General features: G+C 55.2%; 22 protein-coding genes. All 22 read right to left on the bottom strand.

The genetic code is table 11. From position 1 onward, the window contains the following. Nucleotides 1-1,595: phage/plasmid primase, P4 family (locus ABJK56_RS18550; RefSeq protein WP_347246176.1), on the bottom strand; the 1,595-nt coding region annotated here is incomplete at its 3' end. A gap of 170 nt (nt 1,596-1,765) precedes the next feature. After that, nucleotides 1,766-2,038 carry a hypothetical protein gene (locus ABJK56_RS18545; protein ID WP_347246175.1) on the bottom strand — a complete coding sequence of 91 codons (273 nt, stop codon included), beginning with the start codon at nt 2,036-2,038 and terminating at the stop codon, nt 1,766-1,768. 7 nt (nt 2,039-2,045) lie between these two features. Next, nucleotides 2,046-2,285: a hypothetical protein gene (locus tag ABJK56_RS18540; RefSeq protein ID WP_347246174.1), complete on the bottom strand. Its 240-nt coding sequence runs from the start codon at nt 2,283-2,285 to the stop codon at nt 2,046-2,048. A 15-nt stretch (nt 2,286-2,300) separates the two neighbouring features. After that, nucleotides 2,301-3,980 carry a DNA polymerase gene (locus tag ABJK56_RS18535; protein WP_347246173.1) on the bottom strand — a complete coding sequence of 560 codons (1,680 nt, stop codon included), beginning with the start codon at nt 3,978-3,980 and terminating at the stop codon, nt 2,301-2,303. After that, nucleotides 3,973-4,722 carry a thymidylate synthase gene (locus tag ABJK56_RS18530; protein WP_347246172.1) on the bottom strand — a complete coding sequence of 250 codons (750 nt, stop codon included), beginning with the start codon at nt 4,720-4,722 and terminating at the stop codon, nt 3,973-3,975. The genes ABJK56_RS18535 and ABJK56_RS18530 overlap by 8 nt, the downstream gene beginning before the upstream one ends. Before the next feature lie 18 nt (nt 4,723-4,740). After that, nucleotides 4,741-5,844, bottom strand: a complete 1,104-nt coding sequence (locus ABJK56_RS18525; RefSeq protein WP_347246171.1) for a hypothetical protein — start codon at nt 5,842-5,844, stop codon at nt 4,741-4,743. 43 nt (nt 5,845-5,887) lie between these two features. Further along, a complete protein-coding gene (locus ABJK56_RS18520) occupies nt 5,888-6,328 on the bottom strand; it encodes a cytidine/deoxycytidylate deaminase family protein (protein ID WP_347246170.1) in 441 nt (146 codons plus the stop codon). A 76-nt stretch (nt 6,329-6,404) separates the two neighbouring features. Next, nucleotides 6,405-7,010, bottom strand: coding sequence for a hypothetical protein (locus tag ABJK56_RS18515; RefSeq protein ID WP_347246169.1), 606 nt, complete (start codon nt 7,008-7,010; stop codon nt 6,405-6,407). 16 nt (nt 7,011-7,026) lie between these two features. Beyond that, a complete protein-coding gene (locus ABJK56_RS18510) occupies nt 7,027-7,407 on the bottom strand; it encodes a hypothetical protein (protein WP_347246168.1) in 381 nt (126 codons plus the stop codon). After that, nucleotides 7,391-8,131 carry an ATP-binding protein gene (locus ABJK56_RS18505; RefSeq protein ID WP_347246167.1) on the bottom strand — a complete coding sequence of 247 codons (741 nt, stop codon included), beginning with the start codon at nt 8,129-8,131 and terminating at the stop codon, nt 7,391-7,393. Before ABJK56_RS18505 ends, ABJK56_RS18510 begins: the two co-directional genes overlap by 17 nt. 351 nt (nt 8,132-8,482) lie before the next feature. After that, nucleotides 8,483-8,707: a hypothetical protein gene (locus tag ABJK56_RS18500; RefSeq protein WP_347246166.1), complete on the bottom strand. Its 225-nt coding sequence runs from the start codon at nt 8,705-8,707 to the stop codon at nt 8,483-8,485. Beyond that, nucleotides 8,691-8,906, bottom strand: a complete 216-nt coding sequence (locus tag ABJK56_RS18495) for a helix-turn-helix domain-containing protein (RefSeq protein ID WP_347246165.1) — start codon at nt 8,904-8,906, stop codon at nt 8,691-8,693. Before ABJK56_RS18495 ends, ABJK56_RS18500 begins: the two co-directional genes overlap by 17 nt. Nucleotides 8,907-8,908: 2 nt before the next feature. Beyond that, nucleotides 8,909-9,319: a hypothetical protein gene (locus ABJK56_RS18490; RefSeq protein WP_347246164.1), complete on the bottom strand. Its 411-nt coding sequence runs from the start codon at nt 9,317-9,319 to the stop codon at nt 8,909-8,911. 392 nt (nt 9,320-9,711) lie between these two features. After that, nucleotides 9,712-9,936 (bottom strand): hypothetical protein, encoded by a 225-nt coding sequence (locus ABJK56_RS18485; RefSeq protein WP_347246163.1) that lies wholly within the window; start codon nt 9,934-9,936, stop codon nt 9,712-9,714. A gap of 12 nt (nt 9,937-9,948) precedes the next feature. Continuing rightward, complete coding sequence (locus ABJK56_RS18480) at nt 9,949-10,395, bottom strand: hypothetical protein (protein ID WP_347246162.1); 447 nt, start codon at nt 10,393-10,395, stop codon at nt 9,949-9,951. 1 nt (nt 10,396) lies between these two features. After that, nucleotides 10,397-10,888: a hypothetical protein gene (locus ABJK56_RS18475; RefSeq protein ID WP_347246161.1), complete on the bottom strand. Its 492-nt coding sequence runs from the start codon at nt 10,886-10,888 to the stop codon at nt 10,397-10,399. A gap of 115 nt (nt 10,889-11,003) precedes the next feature. Continuing rightward, nucleotides 11,004-11,351 carry a hypothetical protein gene (locus ABJK56_RS18470; RefSeq protein WP_347246160.1) on the bottom strand — a complete coding sequence of 116 codons (348 nt, stop codon included), beginning with the start codon at nt 11,349-11,351 and terminating at the stop codon, nt 11,004-11,006. 10 nt (nt 11,352-11,361) lie between these two features. Next, nucleotides 11,362-11,751: a hypothetical protein gene (locus ABJK56_RS18465; protein ID WP_347246159.1), complete on the bottom strand. Its 390-nt coding sequence runs from the start codon at nt 11,749-11,751 to the stop codon at nt 11,362-11,364. A gap of 190 nt (nt 11,752-11,941) precedes the next feature. Next, nucleotides 11,942-12,379, bottom strand: coding sequence for an extensin family protein (locus tag ABJK56_RS18460; RefSeq protein WP_347246158.1), 438 nt, complete (start codon nt 12,377-12,379; stop codon nt 11,942-11,944). Between the two features lie 173 nt (nt 12,380-12,552). Beyond that, entirely contained in the window at nt 12,553-12,807 is a 255-nt protein-coding gene (locus ABJK56_RS18455) for a hypothetical protein (protein WP_347246157.1), read from the bottom strand. A 1-nt stretch (nt 12,808) separates the two neighbouring features. Continuing rightward, nucleotides 12,809-13,018, bottom strand: a complete 210-nt coding sequence (locus ABJK56_RS18450) for a hypothetical protein (protein WP_347246156.1) — start codon at nt 13,016-13,018, stop codon at nt 12,809-12,811. Between the two features lie 16 nt (nt 13,019-13,034). Next, a complete protein-coding gene (locus ABJK56_RS18445) occupies nt 13,035-17,795 on the bottom strand; it encodes a hypothetical protein (protein WP_347246155.1) in 4,761 nt (1,586 codons plus the stop codon). Nucleotides 17,796-17,955 lie beyond the last annotated feature (160 nt).

Below are 17,955 nucleotides of genomic sequence, written 5' to 3'. Positions count from 1 at the left end.
GGCGGGCAGTACAGCTCGCGGACCACGATCTCCTCACCGGACACCACAGCCTTAACGACCGGCGAGTTCAGCGTCGCGGCAGGTTCCAGCTCCGTAGCCAGGACGATTCTACATCCCTTCAGCCTAGCGAGCTCCGGAGTCGGCCTCTCCGATCCGATGCCCGATACGGCGAACAGACCGCTAGATACATGCCTCGCATAGCTACCGAGCGCTGTTCTGATCGCGGCTGTGAACGTAGACTTTCCCGATCCTGCAGGTCCTAGCAAGAGCCAGAAGGTTTCCAACTCCGTCAAGCCGGTTGCGCAGTACCCGGCCAACCTCTGCAGATACGCCACGAGCGCAGGATCGCCTCCGGTAGCTTCTGATAGGAACCGATTCCACAGCTGGGATTCCGCGGTTGGATCGTAGTCCACACCGGTAGAGTGCATCACCAGATCGTCAGGTGTTTGCGTCCTAATCTCCCCGGTGCGGAGGTCCACGATACCGTTACGACAGTTCAGCAGGTACGGATCGTCGTCAAACTCATCGATTGACCGCACCATATTAGTAGTACTCACAGACCGCAGGACACGCACCGCCTTCGGCTCCGACGAGAGGCAGGACGAGAGCTTCCACATCCTTTTGAGCATATCATGGTCCAGCTGTTCGCCGAGGGACATGGCAGTGATTCGTAATAGGCTGGCCAGCTCGTACACGATACCGAGACCTGTATCCATCCGCTCCCATCGCCCCTGATGCCAGCGCAGGAAGGATTTGATCTCAGGACAGTACAGATACCGGCCGTCGGAGAAGATCGACAACATCTCCGCGGCACCTTTATCGGACTCCGGATCTTCGACGCTGAGCAGTTCGCCGATGTCGTGCGATGCGTTCCATCGCACCATCTGCTCTATCTCACGCAGGCCAATAGCGTCACCCGGTGTCTGCTCTACCAGATTGTCCACTAGGAGCTCAAGGTACCGATGTAGGGCAGTCGTAGACATACCGAGGGTGCTGGCCACGAGTGCGAGGAGGAACAATGAGGTGTTACGCCTACCGATAGGGAGCAGATCCCAACGTCTGACTCTCAGTGGCAGATCGATATTAGCAGTCTCAGATTTAGCAGTAGACAGCCATACCGGCATACTAGCGAGTCCGACCGACCATGGGTCCAACCCTTCCACCCACGCATACCGGTTACCGCTAGGATGGACCGACGGAGGTGCCACCACATATCCACTATCCGCCTTGAGCTCCAGACCTGGCCCGATCTCACGATTCTGTATGTCCTCGTGCCAGGCAAAGTACATATGCAGGCCACCGCCGCCGGTAGCGACAGTAGGAGTAGTTGGTATCGGACTGTACAGCTCCGATAGACGTGCAAGAGTCTCGTCACCGCCGTTACGAGGATCGACATCCAGAACAACGATCCCTGACTCCCGACCCACCCTGATCCCGATATTAGCCTCCGGCCTCAGAGACCACCACCGCTTGATCTTGTCGGGATCTTTAGTAGCATCGGCATAGCCGTGTCTGGTTAGAGGAGTCTTCTCCCTCTCGGCCAGAAACACAACAGCCCAGCCCAACTCAGCATACGCAAGTGCATAATCCAGCATATTCAGCTCTTTCTCCACTGGCAATCACCTCCATAGTTTGACTTTCTAGCCAGGACAGGCCAAAATAAAGTTGAAGCCTGGCGCAGTGTCACAACCGGATCAACACCCATTCTCCACAACCTCCTCCCTCTACGCAGGGGCACCCCGGCCCCAGGTGCCCCTGCGGAACATTATTCAGACCTCCGGAGTTCGGCGATCGCCCTCTGCATAGCCGGCAGGGCAGGATGGCGAGGATACCGTTTCTGCATCCACGAGAGTGCAACCTTCAGCTCCTCCTCCGACCATCGCAGATTCAGCCGACTGCGCCAGCGGAGATACTCCCGCCAGCTGTAGTACGACGCATCGGCCCATTGTTTAGCCGGCTGAGGGATGTTCCGGATCGTCACCCAGTCCGGAGTACCGACTAGTACTGTCTGTAGTAGCAACAGTCCGATCACCACCATCTTGTATTCACCTCCTCTCCTCTACCAGAGTTACCAGCCACGATCGGGACCAGAGAGTACCGCCGTCACCTTCTCGGACCTGGAGGATATGGGTGTATGGCGGTATACTACACGGTGTGAGATCACAGCGGCCGGCGTCCAGTACAATCTGCAACTCCGTTAGCGCGATAAGATCTGCAGAGCGGCCAAAGGAGTCATCGATCTCACCACCACGATACACGCAAGATTTTGCATTTGCGATCTTCATACGCGATCCCCTCCTTCAAGCCCACTCTTTGCCGATACCAAGACTAACCTCCACAGGCATGCCGAGATGATCCTCCATCTCCTCCCGCATTATAGAGACCAACTGCTCACCGAGCATCTCCGCTTCCTCCTCAGGGCATTCGAGGACGATCTCGTCATGGACGCAGGTCACAAGATAGCGGCCGAGTCCCTCCTTAGCCAGTCTCGCCAGGGCACGTTTTAGTCCAGTAGCGGCGGTACCCTGGACCAGAGTGTTAACAACTCTCGAGACGCTGAGATCAGTCGTGGATATTTCCCGCCTCGGGCCCAACCGAGGTCGTACGATGATCGGTCTCCCGGTGTTCTGGTGGCGTCTCACGAGGCGTTCCACAGATCCCTGCTTTGCGAGTACGGAGGGGAATAGGGTACACAGCTGTGCTTTTACGTCGTCGGGTAGTTTGCCGGCGAACAGAAACGTCCACACTACTATCTTAGCCTCCGCCCTCTGGTCAGGAGTCACCTGCTCTTCATCGATACCCCATACCAGAGATGCCACTCTCCGGTGCACATCCACTCCCTTAGTGAGCAGATCCCGGAGCACCTGATCTCCGTACCATGTGCAAGCAGTCACAACTTCGATCTGCTTGTAGTCGGCCCATACCAGGAGCTTCCCCGGTTCTGCCCCTACAATGGCTCGTAGCACCTTCGGCCACTGCTGTATGTTAGGTTCACGAGATGCAAACCGTCCAGGCTCAGTACCCAGCTGGCTGTACGATGGATAGATTCTACCGTCTATCACATACTTGTGCACCCAGTCCTCGTCATACATCATCAGGCGGGTTACGCTCCGATACCTAAGTATGGCATCGAGCACCCGAGCCTGGTCAGTACCATCGGGTACCGATCCGCGCAGAGACTCCAGTACCTCGTGGTTAGTCGTCGGAGGGTGCAGGCCTAGCTGATTGAGGGCATGTCGGACCTGCACCGTCGATGCCGGATTACGGATACCGTAGTCTCGTAGCACCGCCTCGGCCTCTGCCCGCTCACGACGGAGCTCCTGGTATGTAGCCGCTAGCTTAGACAGCTTGATCGGGACACCGTTGCACCGCATGTGGTAGGTAGCCAGCTGGCAGTCCAGCTCGAGCTGGAGGGAGTCGTCAAGGTGATGGTCCCGTATAATCCCCAGCAGGTTGCTAGCCAGAGGCAACAGCCATCCGACATCATTAGCCGCATACGCGACCTGCTCATCCATAAGTCTCCCAGTCCGCCACGACATCTGCTGGGCTAGAGACTTGTCAATAGTCACACCGAGCCGCCTCTTCAAGACAGAGGTGAGATCATTACCGACGGACCTCCTCCCTGTATTGGCGAGCTGTTCGAGCAGTAGTGTATCGTACCAGGGATGCTGTGGTATTATGCCGATTCTGCGGAGGAAAGGTAAGTCGAAATTCGTAATATTGTGTCCGACCAGGGTAGCCTGAGACAGGATATCCTTCAGCTCCTGCGGAAGAGTAGCACCGGCTAGTCCTAGCTCCCGGAGGTGGAGCACTGCGGGAGGCACTCCATCACCGGAGAGACTAATTACCTCGACTTGATCGCGTTGGGGATGCAATCCTGTGGTCTCTATATCGATACCGATACGGTTACATCCTCGATATACACTGATTACCTGGTCAAGGTCTCGGAGTACTAGCTGGCTCTGCGCAGGCTTAATCATACGCGATCGCCTCCTCCAGAGTGCAGTACTCATATATCTTCCCGGGCATTGAAACGAGGAGGTCAGCTGTCCGTCTGACATCCCTAGGATTGTTTCCGAGGTGAGCACCGACCGACAGCATCGTATTTCCGGCGGCTCGATCCTCCGTACTCTCGTAACAGTGTAGGGATGCAACGTAGGCGGTTAGTGTTCCGGGCACTACGTTCAGGATGTGCGCGGTCACTACGCCTACAAGACCGAGGGACATCACATCATACGGGACACCCCAAGTGATATCCCATGATCGGTAGTACGCATGCATAGTGAGCACTCCTCTTCGGATGAGGAACTGAACAGCCACAGTGCACGGACAGTCTGGGGTAGCCGTCTCAGTCCATCTCGGGAGCACCATGACCGCACGGCGACTTGCAGGGTCACGACGCAATGTAGATACACATCGAGGCCACTGATGGCGGAGTCTTGGACCGTATTGGGCCATGGGGCCAAACAGGGTAGGATCAGCACCTGGAGCTACCGTCTTGACAGCGTCCAGAGAGAACCTACCCGCGATTATCATCAATCCCTCGAGGATACCGAGTCGCCGCGCCATACCGGTACGATATGGGCTCTGCCCGATCCGCCACCTGGCGGCAACGTCGATAAGCTCCTTGGTCTGAAGGTTGCGTACCACAACATCGAGGCCATAGTCATCGATGGCCTGCTTGAGATTGTCGATAGTTGGATATTCAAACACATGTACCATAGGTCAACACCTCCTCCCTTAGTCTATGGTCTTACAGAGAGTCTGCAGGTTGGCCATATTAGCATCCCACCAGTTATCTGCGTGCGCCGTTACTCTCGGCCAGGATACCTCCAGAAACCATTCCCTCGGCGGCAGGATGCTGTGGAGAGTCGATCTCTGCTCGGCGGCAAGATCGCGGAGAGCACCGGACCCCTTCATACTGTACAGTCGCTCGATCTCGAGGCATGTTGGTATCACCTCTATGGGTACCGGTAGATAATGATAATAATCAACGGTGCGGCCCATAGGGGTACCTACCTCGGTAGTGATGTACATGCGAGGTCTGAAGTGTCCCGGCGGTTGCGGATTAGCATCTTCGCGCCAGAGGATCGTGCCCTCTACCGTCGGCAGGATTTCGTTGATTAGGACCTCGCCCGGTACCTTCCGGTACCCGGCCCCGTATCTCACTACAGGCCAGGTAGTCTTGCCCGCGATCTGCTCTGTGATCAGATCCTGATTACGCCTCCGTAGGGCATCCACCTCCCAACATGGCGATCTCCAACCGCTGGCCACTACCAGGCTGTCCCGACGAGCTCTGATCGTCTCCTGGATTGCCTCGACGAGTATAGGACCCGGGTCCCACACAAATAGTCTCTGAAGGTGATGCTTTATCTTCCGCCGAGTCTGCCACCACTGGCGCATGGCGTCCTCGGCTTGATAATGCATCCAGCAGATCATTGGAGGACCATCTTCTAGCGCGAGATCGTGCCAGGCTATTATCTTGGTGTATAGCTCGTACATTGGCCCGGCCACCGTCTTTGGCCCGTAGCCAAGAGGAACTAGCTCCTGTACTCCCTGCTCCCGGACCCAATTGCCGAATAGGCCCTTCCGCTCGCCACCAGATTCTATCGAGAGCCGTACCATGTACGAGATCATCAGGGCATCCGGAGCATACACAATAGTCGGTACACCTGCCCTGATCGCCTCCCACACCCAGATTACTATTCTCCAGCATGTTTTCTTGGTCCAATAGGAACCCATAAATGGGAGAGTTATCAGGAGATGGCTAATGGAGCTCCAATCTTCGTTTTGCGGTAGGGTCCAGTAGTGTGCGGCGGTGCCTCCGATATGTCGTGCCAACATCTCGGCATTCTCAGGCCTTGGGATTAGCGATGTGTATATTATCTTAGGCCTCTTCATCTGTAACCTCCTCCTTGTACTGCACTACCTCAACTCCGGCATCTTTGAGATAGTCTAGCTCACACGAATGCGGTCCGATGTCGCTGTATACTACCCTCTTGATCCCAGACTGGATAATCAGGTACATACAATGCAGGCAGGGAGCTGTGGTGGTGTAGAGGGTAGTTCCCCTCGCCTGCGTACCAGCCTGGGCGATGGCGTTGACCTCGGCATGTACAGTCCGGATGCAGGAACCATTTTGGTCCAGCAAACAGCCTACGTCTATACAGTGCGCCATTCCCCTCGGCGCACCGTTGTAGCCTACCGCTACGACACGGTTCAAATCGTCAACGATCACAGCACCGACATTCCGACGACGACAGGTGCTCCTCTTAGCCACTACCCTCGCTACCTCTAGCCATGTTGCCTCCCAGCTTGGTCTCTTCATACCACACCTCCTTCAGGGAAACTGAGGGGAGAGGCAATCCCCCCTCTGAGGGCGATCACCTCTCCCCTACTGATGCTTAGCCAGATCCCGAGAACTCGGGAGCTTGAGACTCAGATGATCCGTCGGGTAGCTGTCGCCCCACTGGTCGGAATCCCAGCACCCGAGGAATGTAGTACCGTCTATTCGGCCGTTGCACGAGCTGTGTGCCGAGTGTTACCTCCACAGTGCCAGCGCCAAACAGGTGTATCTGAGTATTGAGCTGTGACGCTACGTGACCTGCAGATTTAGTGCTAATAGAGAGCACGGCAACTCCGTAGCTACCCGTCAGGAGATACTCGTACGTGAGAGTACAAGCAGGAGGTACTCGTTCACCTTCCTCTCGCACCGACCATTTCGCCAGCTCGCACTGAGCGCACTCGCCTCCGGGATCTCCGGTACCTATAGTGGCTCCGATCGACGAGCACATCAGACCTTCCGCCGTCCTGTAGTACCGGCACCGACGCACTCCTAGCAGTACACCTACAATCTCAGAAACCCGCGATCCGTCGGGCAGGATGTAATCTCCAGGCTTAGCGGACCCTTCCATGGCCTCTGGCGACAGTGCTTGGACCAGCCGGATCCTCGGCAGTGACATTTCCTCGGTTTCTAACGATGTGTCAAATCCCAATTCTCTAGCCTCCATGGTATCACCTCCTCCTCTATTCAGACTCTGGCTTCATCACTTGGACCATGCCGTTGGCATAGTCCACGATATAGCCGCCGTACCGGACTACGGCCCTCTGCAGATTGAGCTGACCACCCAGGATGGACTGCAGTCGCCCACGATAATGGTCCCAGCTGTCCTCCTCGGCGATCAAGGAGTACCACTTCTCCCTCAGTTTGGCGAGGAGATCCATATAATCTCCAAGCTCCTTAAGGGATACACCGCTGGCGATCTGGTTCTGTATCTGCTCGATCTCGGTTTCCAACCTGTATAGATTCTCCCGCCGAGCAGTTCGAACCTCGTGGGCTTGGGTGATGCCTGCCAATACCTCTTCGAGATCGGTTTGCCAATCCAGACGTTCAGATTTCTTTCCCATGCCTAATCACCTCCATAATCGTAGTATAGTACCCGGTACTGCGAAGCCTAACCTCGCAGTCTCCCAATACCGACTCAAGGTGCCCTACTCCAGACACCCATAGTGTGGACGGCCAACGCTCCGGAGGTACAACCTCCCGGAGCTCCGGTCTGCTGTATAGTGCTGGAGCGTATCTGACGAATGTCGATTCCAGCTCGGTACCGACCACTACGAGCTCCGGAGTCTGCGGCCCAAAGTAGTTGCCGGCGGACCATCGGTACTGCTTCATCCTGGTTTCCTCTATCCAGCCGGCGATGAGCTCTTCTGAGAGAGGCTCGTCACATACCCTCCAGTAGGGGTAGCGACGAGCCCACTCTCGGTACAGGTCTGCGCAACGGTCAGTCTGTTCAGTCGGATTGTACGATCGGGTAGCGATTACTCCCGTTGCACCTACTGCTACCAGTCTCCCCAGCCACCATTCGACTAGCGTCGGGTCAAAGTGCGGTGGCCGATCCTCCAGCTGGTGATACACCCACTCGTCGATCCAGCACCGATCCTGGAGCACCAGCCAATTAGGCGACATGGCCAGTGGTACGATCTGCTCATACGCAAACGGAGAGTGGTACGGCCAAACGTCACAGTGAGCGTAGATCGTATGGTAACCTTTCCTGCGCAGTGTGGTGGCGTAGTGACGGAGGAGTGACGTCTTGCCCGCACCGTTGACACCAGTTAAGATCAGCCACATCTCTTTGCCTCCTCCAGCACCTCCCGAAGACGCTCATCGAGGCAAGGGAGGTCTGTCTGCAGTACTCGATCAATCAAGATCAACCTCCTGGTCCTGAGATAGTGAGGTACCCTCGAGAGTATGTCATGACAAACTGCCTCCCGAGTCCATCCCGTACAATCTGCCAGGACTCCTATGATCAGGGACGATGGAAACGGCCAGGCGAGATCTATTAGATCGCTTAGCCCGATCCTGTGAGGTCTGCTCTCGAGGAGTCGAGTCACCTTCTGCTGGTATCTGCCGACGTGCTGGACCCAATCCTCGATGCAGTACTTCACGAGCTCGAGGTGACCGTCCAGGGAAGTACGGGAGTTATCGCGCCTCTTCGCCATTCCGTTCCTCCTCGAGAGCGACAGCGAGGTGATCTGGATATATATCGGCCGATCCACACAGTGGGCAGAACACCCAAGGCTTGGCCCAGTACGTACCGCAGTCGCTACACCGTACACCGACTCGGCCGCCCTCGCAGTGCCGCCACTCGTGCGTGATCGGATCGACTTCAACAGGCAGACCGCAGATCCTACACATGGTCAACATCAACTACCTCCTCGAGAGGTAGACCCAACACCTGTAGTATTTTGGCCTGGGTATCACGATCAGGCCTAATAGAGTAGATCTCCCACAGCTTGATCACCTGCTCGGTCGTGCCTGCTCGTTCGGCCAAAGCTCTACGAGACAATCCGAGCCGACGCCGAGCTGACCAGAGAGTGCCGTCCGGTCGGGAATAGTACCTCATAGTTACACCTCCTTCCGGTATAGGAGCTCGGCAAGAATGGTTCTATCTTGCCACACCAGCAGATGGGAGTATCCCCATCCTTGGACCTCCTTCAGGAGCACCTCGCCGGCAGAGAGTGCTAACTCCAGCCTGGCGAGCTCCTCCTGTCCGAGCGCGAGGATGGGATCGTACCCCAGGGGACCGTATTCGTCTCTCCATGCTATCACAGCACGAGAGACCGTAGTCGTCAGAGGTCCTGCTTCCCAGTCGTCTGCCAGCAGTGCTTTCCAGCGAGGACTCAGGATATGCCATAGGGTATACACCTTCCTCGCCTGCCGGCATTCATCGATCAGGATTAGATCCTCCACATCGAGGGGATTGCGATCCCCGATGATTAGTACGTGATCTGAGAATCTAACGAGCGTAGGTACCATCGGGAATCCTCCTCTTGAGGTAGTGGCGGGCCACAGAGGGATGTACTCTACCGTCTCCGTGGCAGAGAGGACAGTAGTCTCGGCGGCCGGAACCTGAATATCCGGCGCCTCTGCACAGTGGACATTCGGCCGACTGGGGCTCTGGTACACTGCCCCAACCATGGCACCGAGGGCAGAGGTCAGCGGCGCCTCGGCTGTGATCTAACAGCCATCCGGTGCCATGACACCTGACACAGTCACGATACTCTACTCGTCTCATGTTACCTCCTCCTATGCCCTGGCTCTTCAGGCGATGGACGGGCATCCCATCGCGACCTGCTTGGGAGCAGGTTTCGCCTTACGTAATGTGGGGAGGGAGAAGACCGGCACCAGTCTTCTCGCCTCCCCGAACATCAACCTTCTACCTCCTCCTGCTCCATTACCAAACCTACGAGATCCGGATGGACATAGATCCGCTCCCAGAGCTGTCCGTCCTGGACAAACATCCAGCTGTCCCATCCGTCGAACGGTATCCCGAGGCTCTCCAGCTTCTCGATTATGGGTCCCTGCTCGCCAAACCGGACATCGGCGATGGGTACATAATCAATCTTGCTAACCTTGCGCAGTCTCTTCATCATTCTACCTCCCTCTTAGATCTGCGGTGCGGTTTCCCGCTCGTATTCATCGGTATAATCTTCTGCCTGAGCACCCTCGCCCCGCAGGGCATGGTGCTCCAGGTCACGCTTCTTGTAACCCCAAGAATGCAAGACGATCTTCCAGGGCTTAGTAAGATCCTCAACCTTCCAGAGGGCGGCATATTCACCACCATGGTGATCGCCGTAATCCCAAATCTTCTTCAGATTCTCGACATGGTCGGTGCCAACCATGTCACGATCAACTCCAACCACTACGTACACACCTTCTGCCGATAGCCGGCCGCGAAACCGGCTACGATCGATCATGGATGCACAGCTGTCTACACCGAGGCGGATGTACTCGCCCTCGAGCACAGAGATCTTCTTGAAAGGCGGGCGAGCTCCATCAACGGAGACGCACCCAACGTAAAACCTTGGCATGTAAACCACAACCTTACCCATCTTAACTCCTCCTCATGTCTTCGTGATATTTCTCCCCACAATCCCAGGCGAAGTTCATATCCAACTCCGCCAAGATCTCCCGAGGCCTCCCGACTAGAGGTTCCCCATCACTGCCCTCTCCGATGTAGGGACCAGTGAGGATGTAACCTCGGGAGTACGCATAGGCATACTCGCCGATCCTTCTTGTGATGAATTCCTCGGGAGTCATTCTCCCTGAGATCCGATCCCAATCTGGACGTACCTCGATTGGGTAGCCCTCGCAATCCCGAAGGATCCGGAGAGGTTGGAGCTCTATCACGGACAAGCCTCCGATGAACTCGCCTGTCCGGAGATCGGTGCCTCCCTCAGGACGTCCAGTGGCATGGTTCAGACTAGTGCGGCGAATGTCCCGAGTCGGGCTATCGTTGCAGTACCGGACCCAGCACAACTTGCCCTCTTCGTTAGCCCGACGCACCAATTCAACCACAACCTTCGGATCCTTCAGCTTTCTCATCTCCCATTACCTCCTTCCAATCAAAATTATTTCAGATCCCCGCGAAAAAGTCAAGTGTTTTTCAACGATCTTGGGGAGGAGATTTCGCGGAATTTTCATCTCCTCCCCAACGTGACTAGGCAGTCACTATGAAACCAGGCACCGCCACGATGTTCCCCTTCTCATCCCGGATGGCACGAGAGGTGTCCGGGACCATGAGGTCGGTTCTCTCCAGGCATGCGTCCAAGACGACGCGAGAAACGATATACCTCGTGTTGGGCTGGGGATCGGGCAAACCCTCTACTTCCGCCTTCAGCTCCAGCGAGACCGGGATGGATAGTCCATCCACAACAATAATCTCGTGCGGCCGATAGTCAACCTTGACTCTGGCGATCTGGCCACTCGGAGGGATTACAACCTCCTGATCGCCGGAGCGCACGCAGATAGCATGTGGCGTCAGATTGATTAGCTTCATCTCAGTCATCTCTGTCCTCCTAATTCAGTCTCTTCAGGATCTCCTCCCGGATAGCCATCGTCCGGTTGTCGATCCACCAGGATGCGCTGGTCTTTGTGACCAGCTCAGCGACAAAACCTTCGATCGCCCGAGTTACCTTCTCGGTCTCGGGATGATCGGGAAAGAGCCGATCGATCTCGGACCGGAGGGATTCTACCTGGCGCAGAATGTTGGAACGAATGTCGTTAGCCCATGCTACTTGCTTGGGAGTGCCCTCCAGCATGGGCAGACCAGGGACCGCAGTGTTAGCACGGCACTGGAGGCACTTCTTCTCGGCCTCCTTCTTCAGTCGCCATTCTCGATCCTTATGCGGACCGAAGAGTTCAACTTTCTCCACATGACCACAAGCTCGTTTAACTTCGTACTTCATTCTCCACACCTCCAGCACAAATTATACCTGATTCCGCCGAAAAAGTCAACACCTTTTCGACGATTTCTATGTAGCAATTTCGTAGCAAATCTGAGGACAGAGAAGGTGCGGTCCTATGATCTTAGGGATGCAGTTGAGCGGTAGTAGTGGAGGTTAGGGGGAGAGTCACGGACTGTTCAGTGCTCTCCCCTCAATCATCAGGCCAGATGCCCCAATGGATGTGGTCGTTGTGCAGGTCCGGATCGTCGTCAGGAGTGACGTACTCGTACCGGTGTCCTGCCGATGCTCGCAGACACTCCTGCTCTAGTAGTCGGAAGAATGGCCTCCTGGTGGTCCAGTCGCGATCGACTCGGATCGGTTCGGGAAGATGTTGTACCCGGAATCCTGCAAGATCGATGGCGCTGGCATAGGCGTGTTGGCTAAGCCGAGAGGACCTCCGTGCCTTACGGAGATTGTAGATCCCGAGAGTCTCGATAGCCACTAATCCTGCTCTTAGGCGGAGTCTGTCCAATACCTGCTGTAAGAGCGGGAGGAACTGCTCGTGGATATAGATACGTTTCAGATCCTGGCCTTGGTATGTAAGCCGAACACCGGCTATCGGCGTAGGTACTACTATCTTATTGCCCACATCAGTACTCCGCTGGCGATCAAGCCTAGTAGTAGCGACACCATGTATACTGTCCTCATTATGCTATCCTCAGAATCCGGAGCAGAAGGTTGAGAATCGTGAACAACATCGGGGTTAATATGGCGATCGCCTTGCACAATCCTCTCATCTCCGCTAGTTGTTGCTCTATCGCGTCAATCCGTCTTCTCAACTCTCGCAGATCTTCCCTGTACTCCATCCTCTGATCCTAATTCCACACTAGCTTTGTCGATTTTAATCGCCGATACCGCCGCCGGATCTTCCGCGACAAGAGACAATGCCGCATTGAGCTGATCTACGATCTGCCGCTCCTGCACGAGCAGGGATTGGATTAGCTCCCGGATCGCTTGCAGGCGAGCGTTGTAGCTGACTATGACCTGTGCGAGATTACCGGTGATGTCCTTATTCATATTATTGATCCCTCCGAGCCGCTCGTAGTTCCCACTGCTTTACTAGGCTCTTAATCACACCTGCGAGCGGTACCAGTACCGGACTCCATGGCTGGAGCCACACCGGCGTGTGGCCTAGGATGTAGTTGACCACTATATCGATCATCTGGAGCACAAACGCCGATGCCGCAACAACCACCGCAGTCTTGATGCCTGATATTATCGCACGCATACCTTGTTCACCTCCTTTACGCCGTAGATGCCAAGAGTCTATATGTCGTGCCGTCAAGAGTTACGGTTACGTAGCCAGTAGCCGTGATCGTTCCTCCTGTGTAGCCACCGAATGTCCAGTACGGACCTCCGGTAGATACCGAACCAAAATAGCACTTCCCGTAAGCATCGATTGCGATGCCCTCTCCCGGCACTGAAACTTGAATTCCCCGTACGTAGGTAGGCGCATTGGGCTTGGATACAATAACACTAAATCCTATGCAGGTTGGTGCCGAGGTATTATCGGATACTGCTATACGGGACCCATAGACAGCTCCGGTTGTAACTGTGCTGGGAGCAGAATAATCAACCTCCGTCTTGGTTCCGTATATTACGCAACTCTGCGCATAATCAGTCTGGACAGCTGTGTTGATGCCAATCAGACTTCCATAACTAGGGACAGCATTCTGGGCATCGGCCGACACTAACAGATCTAGCATCTCTATGGTAGAACTACTGGAAGTTACGCTCTTGTAGATGTAGAGAGAAGTAGAATAGGGACCTTCAACATCGAAGATACTCTGCGTTATCGTCCACGAATTGGCGGCGTTCAACCTTCCGAACTCGCTTGCCTCATAGCCGTCTAATAGGTCGGCATTGAGATTGATAATCCGATCTCGAGATGATAATTCCAGGGGAGGATTGCCTGTCAATTTAGCTCGCGATGCCTGGATCGGTTGCGATGATGACAGGAAGGTTCCGTCCCAGTTCAACACTACATAGCTACCAGGTATAGACATCTCGATCTGAGTCGCCCTGACCGCTGTGTATCTACCATCAGTGGTCCTAGTGGTGATGGAAGGTGTCCACTGCCCCGAGGGCGGATACAGATCGATATTCATACTCGGACTCCAGGTAGTGGGTAGAACGTGATCGCCTCCGTCGAGAGCATGCTGTCTGTTATGGTGAGCGTCGGGATTTTGGGCATGGGCATCGACGTCAACACCGTCTACCGTCTTCCCAGCATCTAGAGTTATATTTCCGGATGTGTATATATTGCCCGAGACCCGGATCGGCTGTGATAGGGACAAGGAGGTTCCGTCCCAGCTCAAGTCCACACTACCGCTCCGATTTCCGAGTTCGATTCCGGTGGGTTCAACTATCGCATATCCGCCATCGGATGCTCGGATAGAGAATAAAGGTGCCGCCTGCCCCGAGGGAGGGTATAGTTCGATATTCATAGTTGGGGTCCAGGTCTCTGGCAGGGTATGGTCCTCACCGTCGAGAGCATGCTGTTGGTTATGATGCGCATTAGGATTCTGGGCATGAACATCGACGTCAACACCGTCTACCGTCTTCCCTGTGTCCAGAGAGATATTACCGGTTGAGTATATATCGCCGACCACAACCTGAGCAGTACTGCCGCCCAATACCACTCTGTTCGACGCATCGGCTCCTATTAGCTGGATGTCACCCGTATTTGCGGCATTACGAGCCACTATGTACTGCTGATTGGGCAAACGTATAGCGCCGCTGGTCGCAGTTGATGACCCTAGTGCTAATACCCCGATCGGGAACTCCACGACTCCTGCCCGCCACCTCTGCGGATAGGCCCATGTGCCGTCGGACTTCCGCATCTGGAGCTGGAGATAGCACTGAGCATAGGTACCGGATACTGCCTCCAGTATGCCGTGCAGGGATACCGACAAACCTTCCGCCCCTCCTACCCTCGGATACAGGTTCACCGCTCCGATATAGTCGCCTACTGTCGCATCGGAAGGTGACGACGTCGATCCCCTGCCGCGTACCAGCTTCAACATCGGGTAGTAGCCAGATGATCCGCTGTTGTAAAAGTAAAGCCCATACGACGGCCAACCCGAGGCGTTGTACCTGGCGATCACCTCACCGCCCTCAGCTCGGATGGTGCCTCCGACATCAAGAGTGTAGCTCGGGGAGGTGCGTAGTCCGATCTTACCATTCGTGATCTGGATCAGAGATAGAAAGTCCGATCCGCTACTGTTGGGTGTCAATATCTCCACAGCGTTAGGCAGGACTATCTCGTCACCGGAGAATGCTCCGCCCGTCACCGTACTAGGATCGCATCCTATCGCGATGGCTCTTTGCGATCCGAGTGCTCCGATCTGCACTACTCTATAGAGCTGACTGTATCCAAAGTATGTCTCCCGGATCATGGAGGTGTTCGGCCCTCTGATCCAGTCCTGATAGATGTTTGCCGCAGTCCACGTATTAGTAGCTGATAACCGCCCGTACCGGTCATCGTGCAGATGCAGACTGGTGTTACCGCCGCCGGTAAGACCCGCATGCTGGTCGGCGGTGAGATGGTAGCGCTCGGATGCGGTGCCTCCTTGCAGATCCAGTAGAGACTGATGGGACGCTGATAGATCCAACACCGCCTGTCCCGTGTCCTCATATGTGCCCGTAATGCCAATCGATTCGCTTGTGCTTCTAAAGTCCAGGGATCGTGCGCCGCCAATCAGACTCCCGGACACGTAGATCGGTAGAGACGTAGGAGGAATGTCGATGGATATCTGCGGGACATCGGGTACAGTAGGGACAGAAGGTTCCGCCCCGGTTGGTGTACGGACCAGCCCAAACACTCTCTTCCCGGTCCGCTCAAAGAGCCGTGCCATCGACGGATAGTAGTCGTTGAGCTCCAGCGTCTGTACTAGTCGGCCGTCGTCGAATTCGGTTTCGATGCGGCAGATAGCGTACAACCCTTCGCCGATCCGTACTAATCCCACATGGGTACCGTCTCTAGCGATCTGGAAGTATTGAGGACCGGAATACGTAAGCAGGTAGCTCTTCTTCGGCCCACCGCGACGTGCGAAGTAGGTCAGGGCATACTGCTTGGCATCCTCGGTGCTGGTAATGGAGTCGTCGTTGATAAACTCCCACCGGACACCGTAGGTCGATATGCTATTACGCACCTCCTCCGGTAGCTGATCTGTATCGATCGGAGTAGTAAACGGTCCGGCATTGTCGGTCCTGAAATCCCACTCGTACCTCGACTCAGGGATGTAAGGAGCAACACCTCCGACTAGCGGAGGTCTGAAGATCTGTGATGCGTACAGGTAGTAGTCACCCGGCTCGGTAATCTTGATACCAGCACCGACGACGACATAGCTACCCTGCAGGTTTGTGGTACCAGCATACGACTCCTGAACCTGGCCATTGAGAGTGACATTAGGCCCCAAGGATAGCATTAGATCTCCGTTACGTTTGTCCCGTAGTAACAGGCCGACACCAAGAGGCTTACCGGTTGGGCCTTTGTAGTACATCCGGTAGCCGACGGTCCGACGCTCGTTCTCGTCCAGTGCATTACCAGGTACAGAGCGGAGTACTACCGGTGTCGTCGTTGATGCGGATGTTACCGAGATCTTGATCGCGCAGTCCTCGAAGCTCTCACCGTACACCCGTGCCGGGTAGTCCCAGGTCACGGAGTACAGAGCATGATCTCCGTTGCTGTCCCTCGGCAGGTAGATCTCCCAGTTTGATTGGCTAGCTAGATACGGCCGTACCAGATATATGTCATCGACTATGAAACTTGTCTCCGGCCAAGAGGTGCCCGAAGGTGTAGACGCTCTGAGAAATGCCTCGATATATACTGTACCGGTAGGTGCAACACCTTCTACGGCCACCTCTTCATATGCCCCATTGGATATATAGAACTCCTGATATGCGAATGTGCTCAGGTAGTTACGGGAGGCATCGTATGCCTTGAGGGCCAGGGTGAGTATCGGATATGTAGGCGTATTACCAAACACCCGCTTATACGCAAATGCACCTAGTCGGAATGTTTGGCCTCCTACTTGGGACGGGAACTGTACGATCTGCCATAGATACTCCGGTGCTGTCGGTGTCGGGTCAAACTCTACGCAGTACTCACCCGTTCTCGGCTTGATCTGGTAGCGGTTATTCTCCCAAAACCTAGTAGCCAGATTATTGCCCGCGGTAAGCCAAGGTTTGGGTCCTCTGATACAAGATTGACTGTATGAGTCTACTGAATGTAACAGATCGGTCTCAAACCCGCCGTCGGTAAGTAGATTCCCGGCGCACCAGCCCGGAGCACTAATATACCGGAGCGATCCGTTTGGCAGGAGATTGGCGTATTGACTGGTGCCGCCGACGAGCCTGATCGCATTGACGACCTCGGATAGCGATATAGGACGTCGACGCTCGGTCAAGGTGATGCTTCTATCGTCGAGTACGTAGCTTGGGCTGTCCGTTAGCCTCCGGAAGTACAGCTGATACTCTCCGACAGAGTTGCGGAAGAATCCCCAGGCTACCTGGCCAAACGATTGGTCTCTAATCGCCCTGATAACCGAATCCGCCGTCGTATGTAACCAGTCTCCGTAGTACAACTTGTAACCGGTATTGGTATCGATCTTGCTGGCATCCTCCGCCGCGCCGAGAATGGGAGCGATAAATCTGCCGTTGAGCCAAACCGCCGCATACCCAACATCGGCGCTAGAACTGTAGGAGTGTGCGTAGTATCGAGAGAATACCGGTACTGTCGCTAACCTGGCTACAGGTCCGGATGCCTCTATCCTAACCGTCCTAGGCGCAACACCTTCCTCCTCCACCGATTCTACACTGCCGCTCCATACCAGCTCCTCATCCTTATAGATATCCAGGGCGTCACCGACACTTGGGATATCGTCGCTAGGGAATACTGCCTCCACGATGGCGTTGCCCCAACCGCCGTCTACTAGTTCCTCCCACCTCGCCGAGATTATGTTAGTCGTGGTCAGATTGCGGCATCTGATAATTACAGCCATCGCTCCCTCCACAAAAACCGAATCCAGTAGTACGAACCGGATATGCTACTGATTGACAGTGATCCCATCTGCGACAGACCCAGGAACCATCCCCGAGTGATATTAGTGTAGTCGGTTGCGTACTCCGTCTCAGAATTGTACTCCCAAGTACCCGACGATG

The organism is Thermogutta sp. (assembly GCF_039793925.1).
Classification (GTDB): Bacteria; Planctomycetota; Planctomycetia; order Pirellulales; family Thermoguttaceae; genus Thermogutta.
This window is presented reverse-complemented; position numbering and strand designations above follow the sequence as displayed.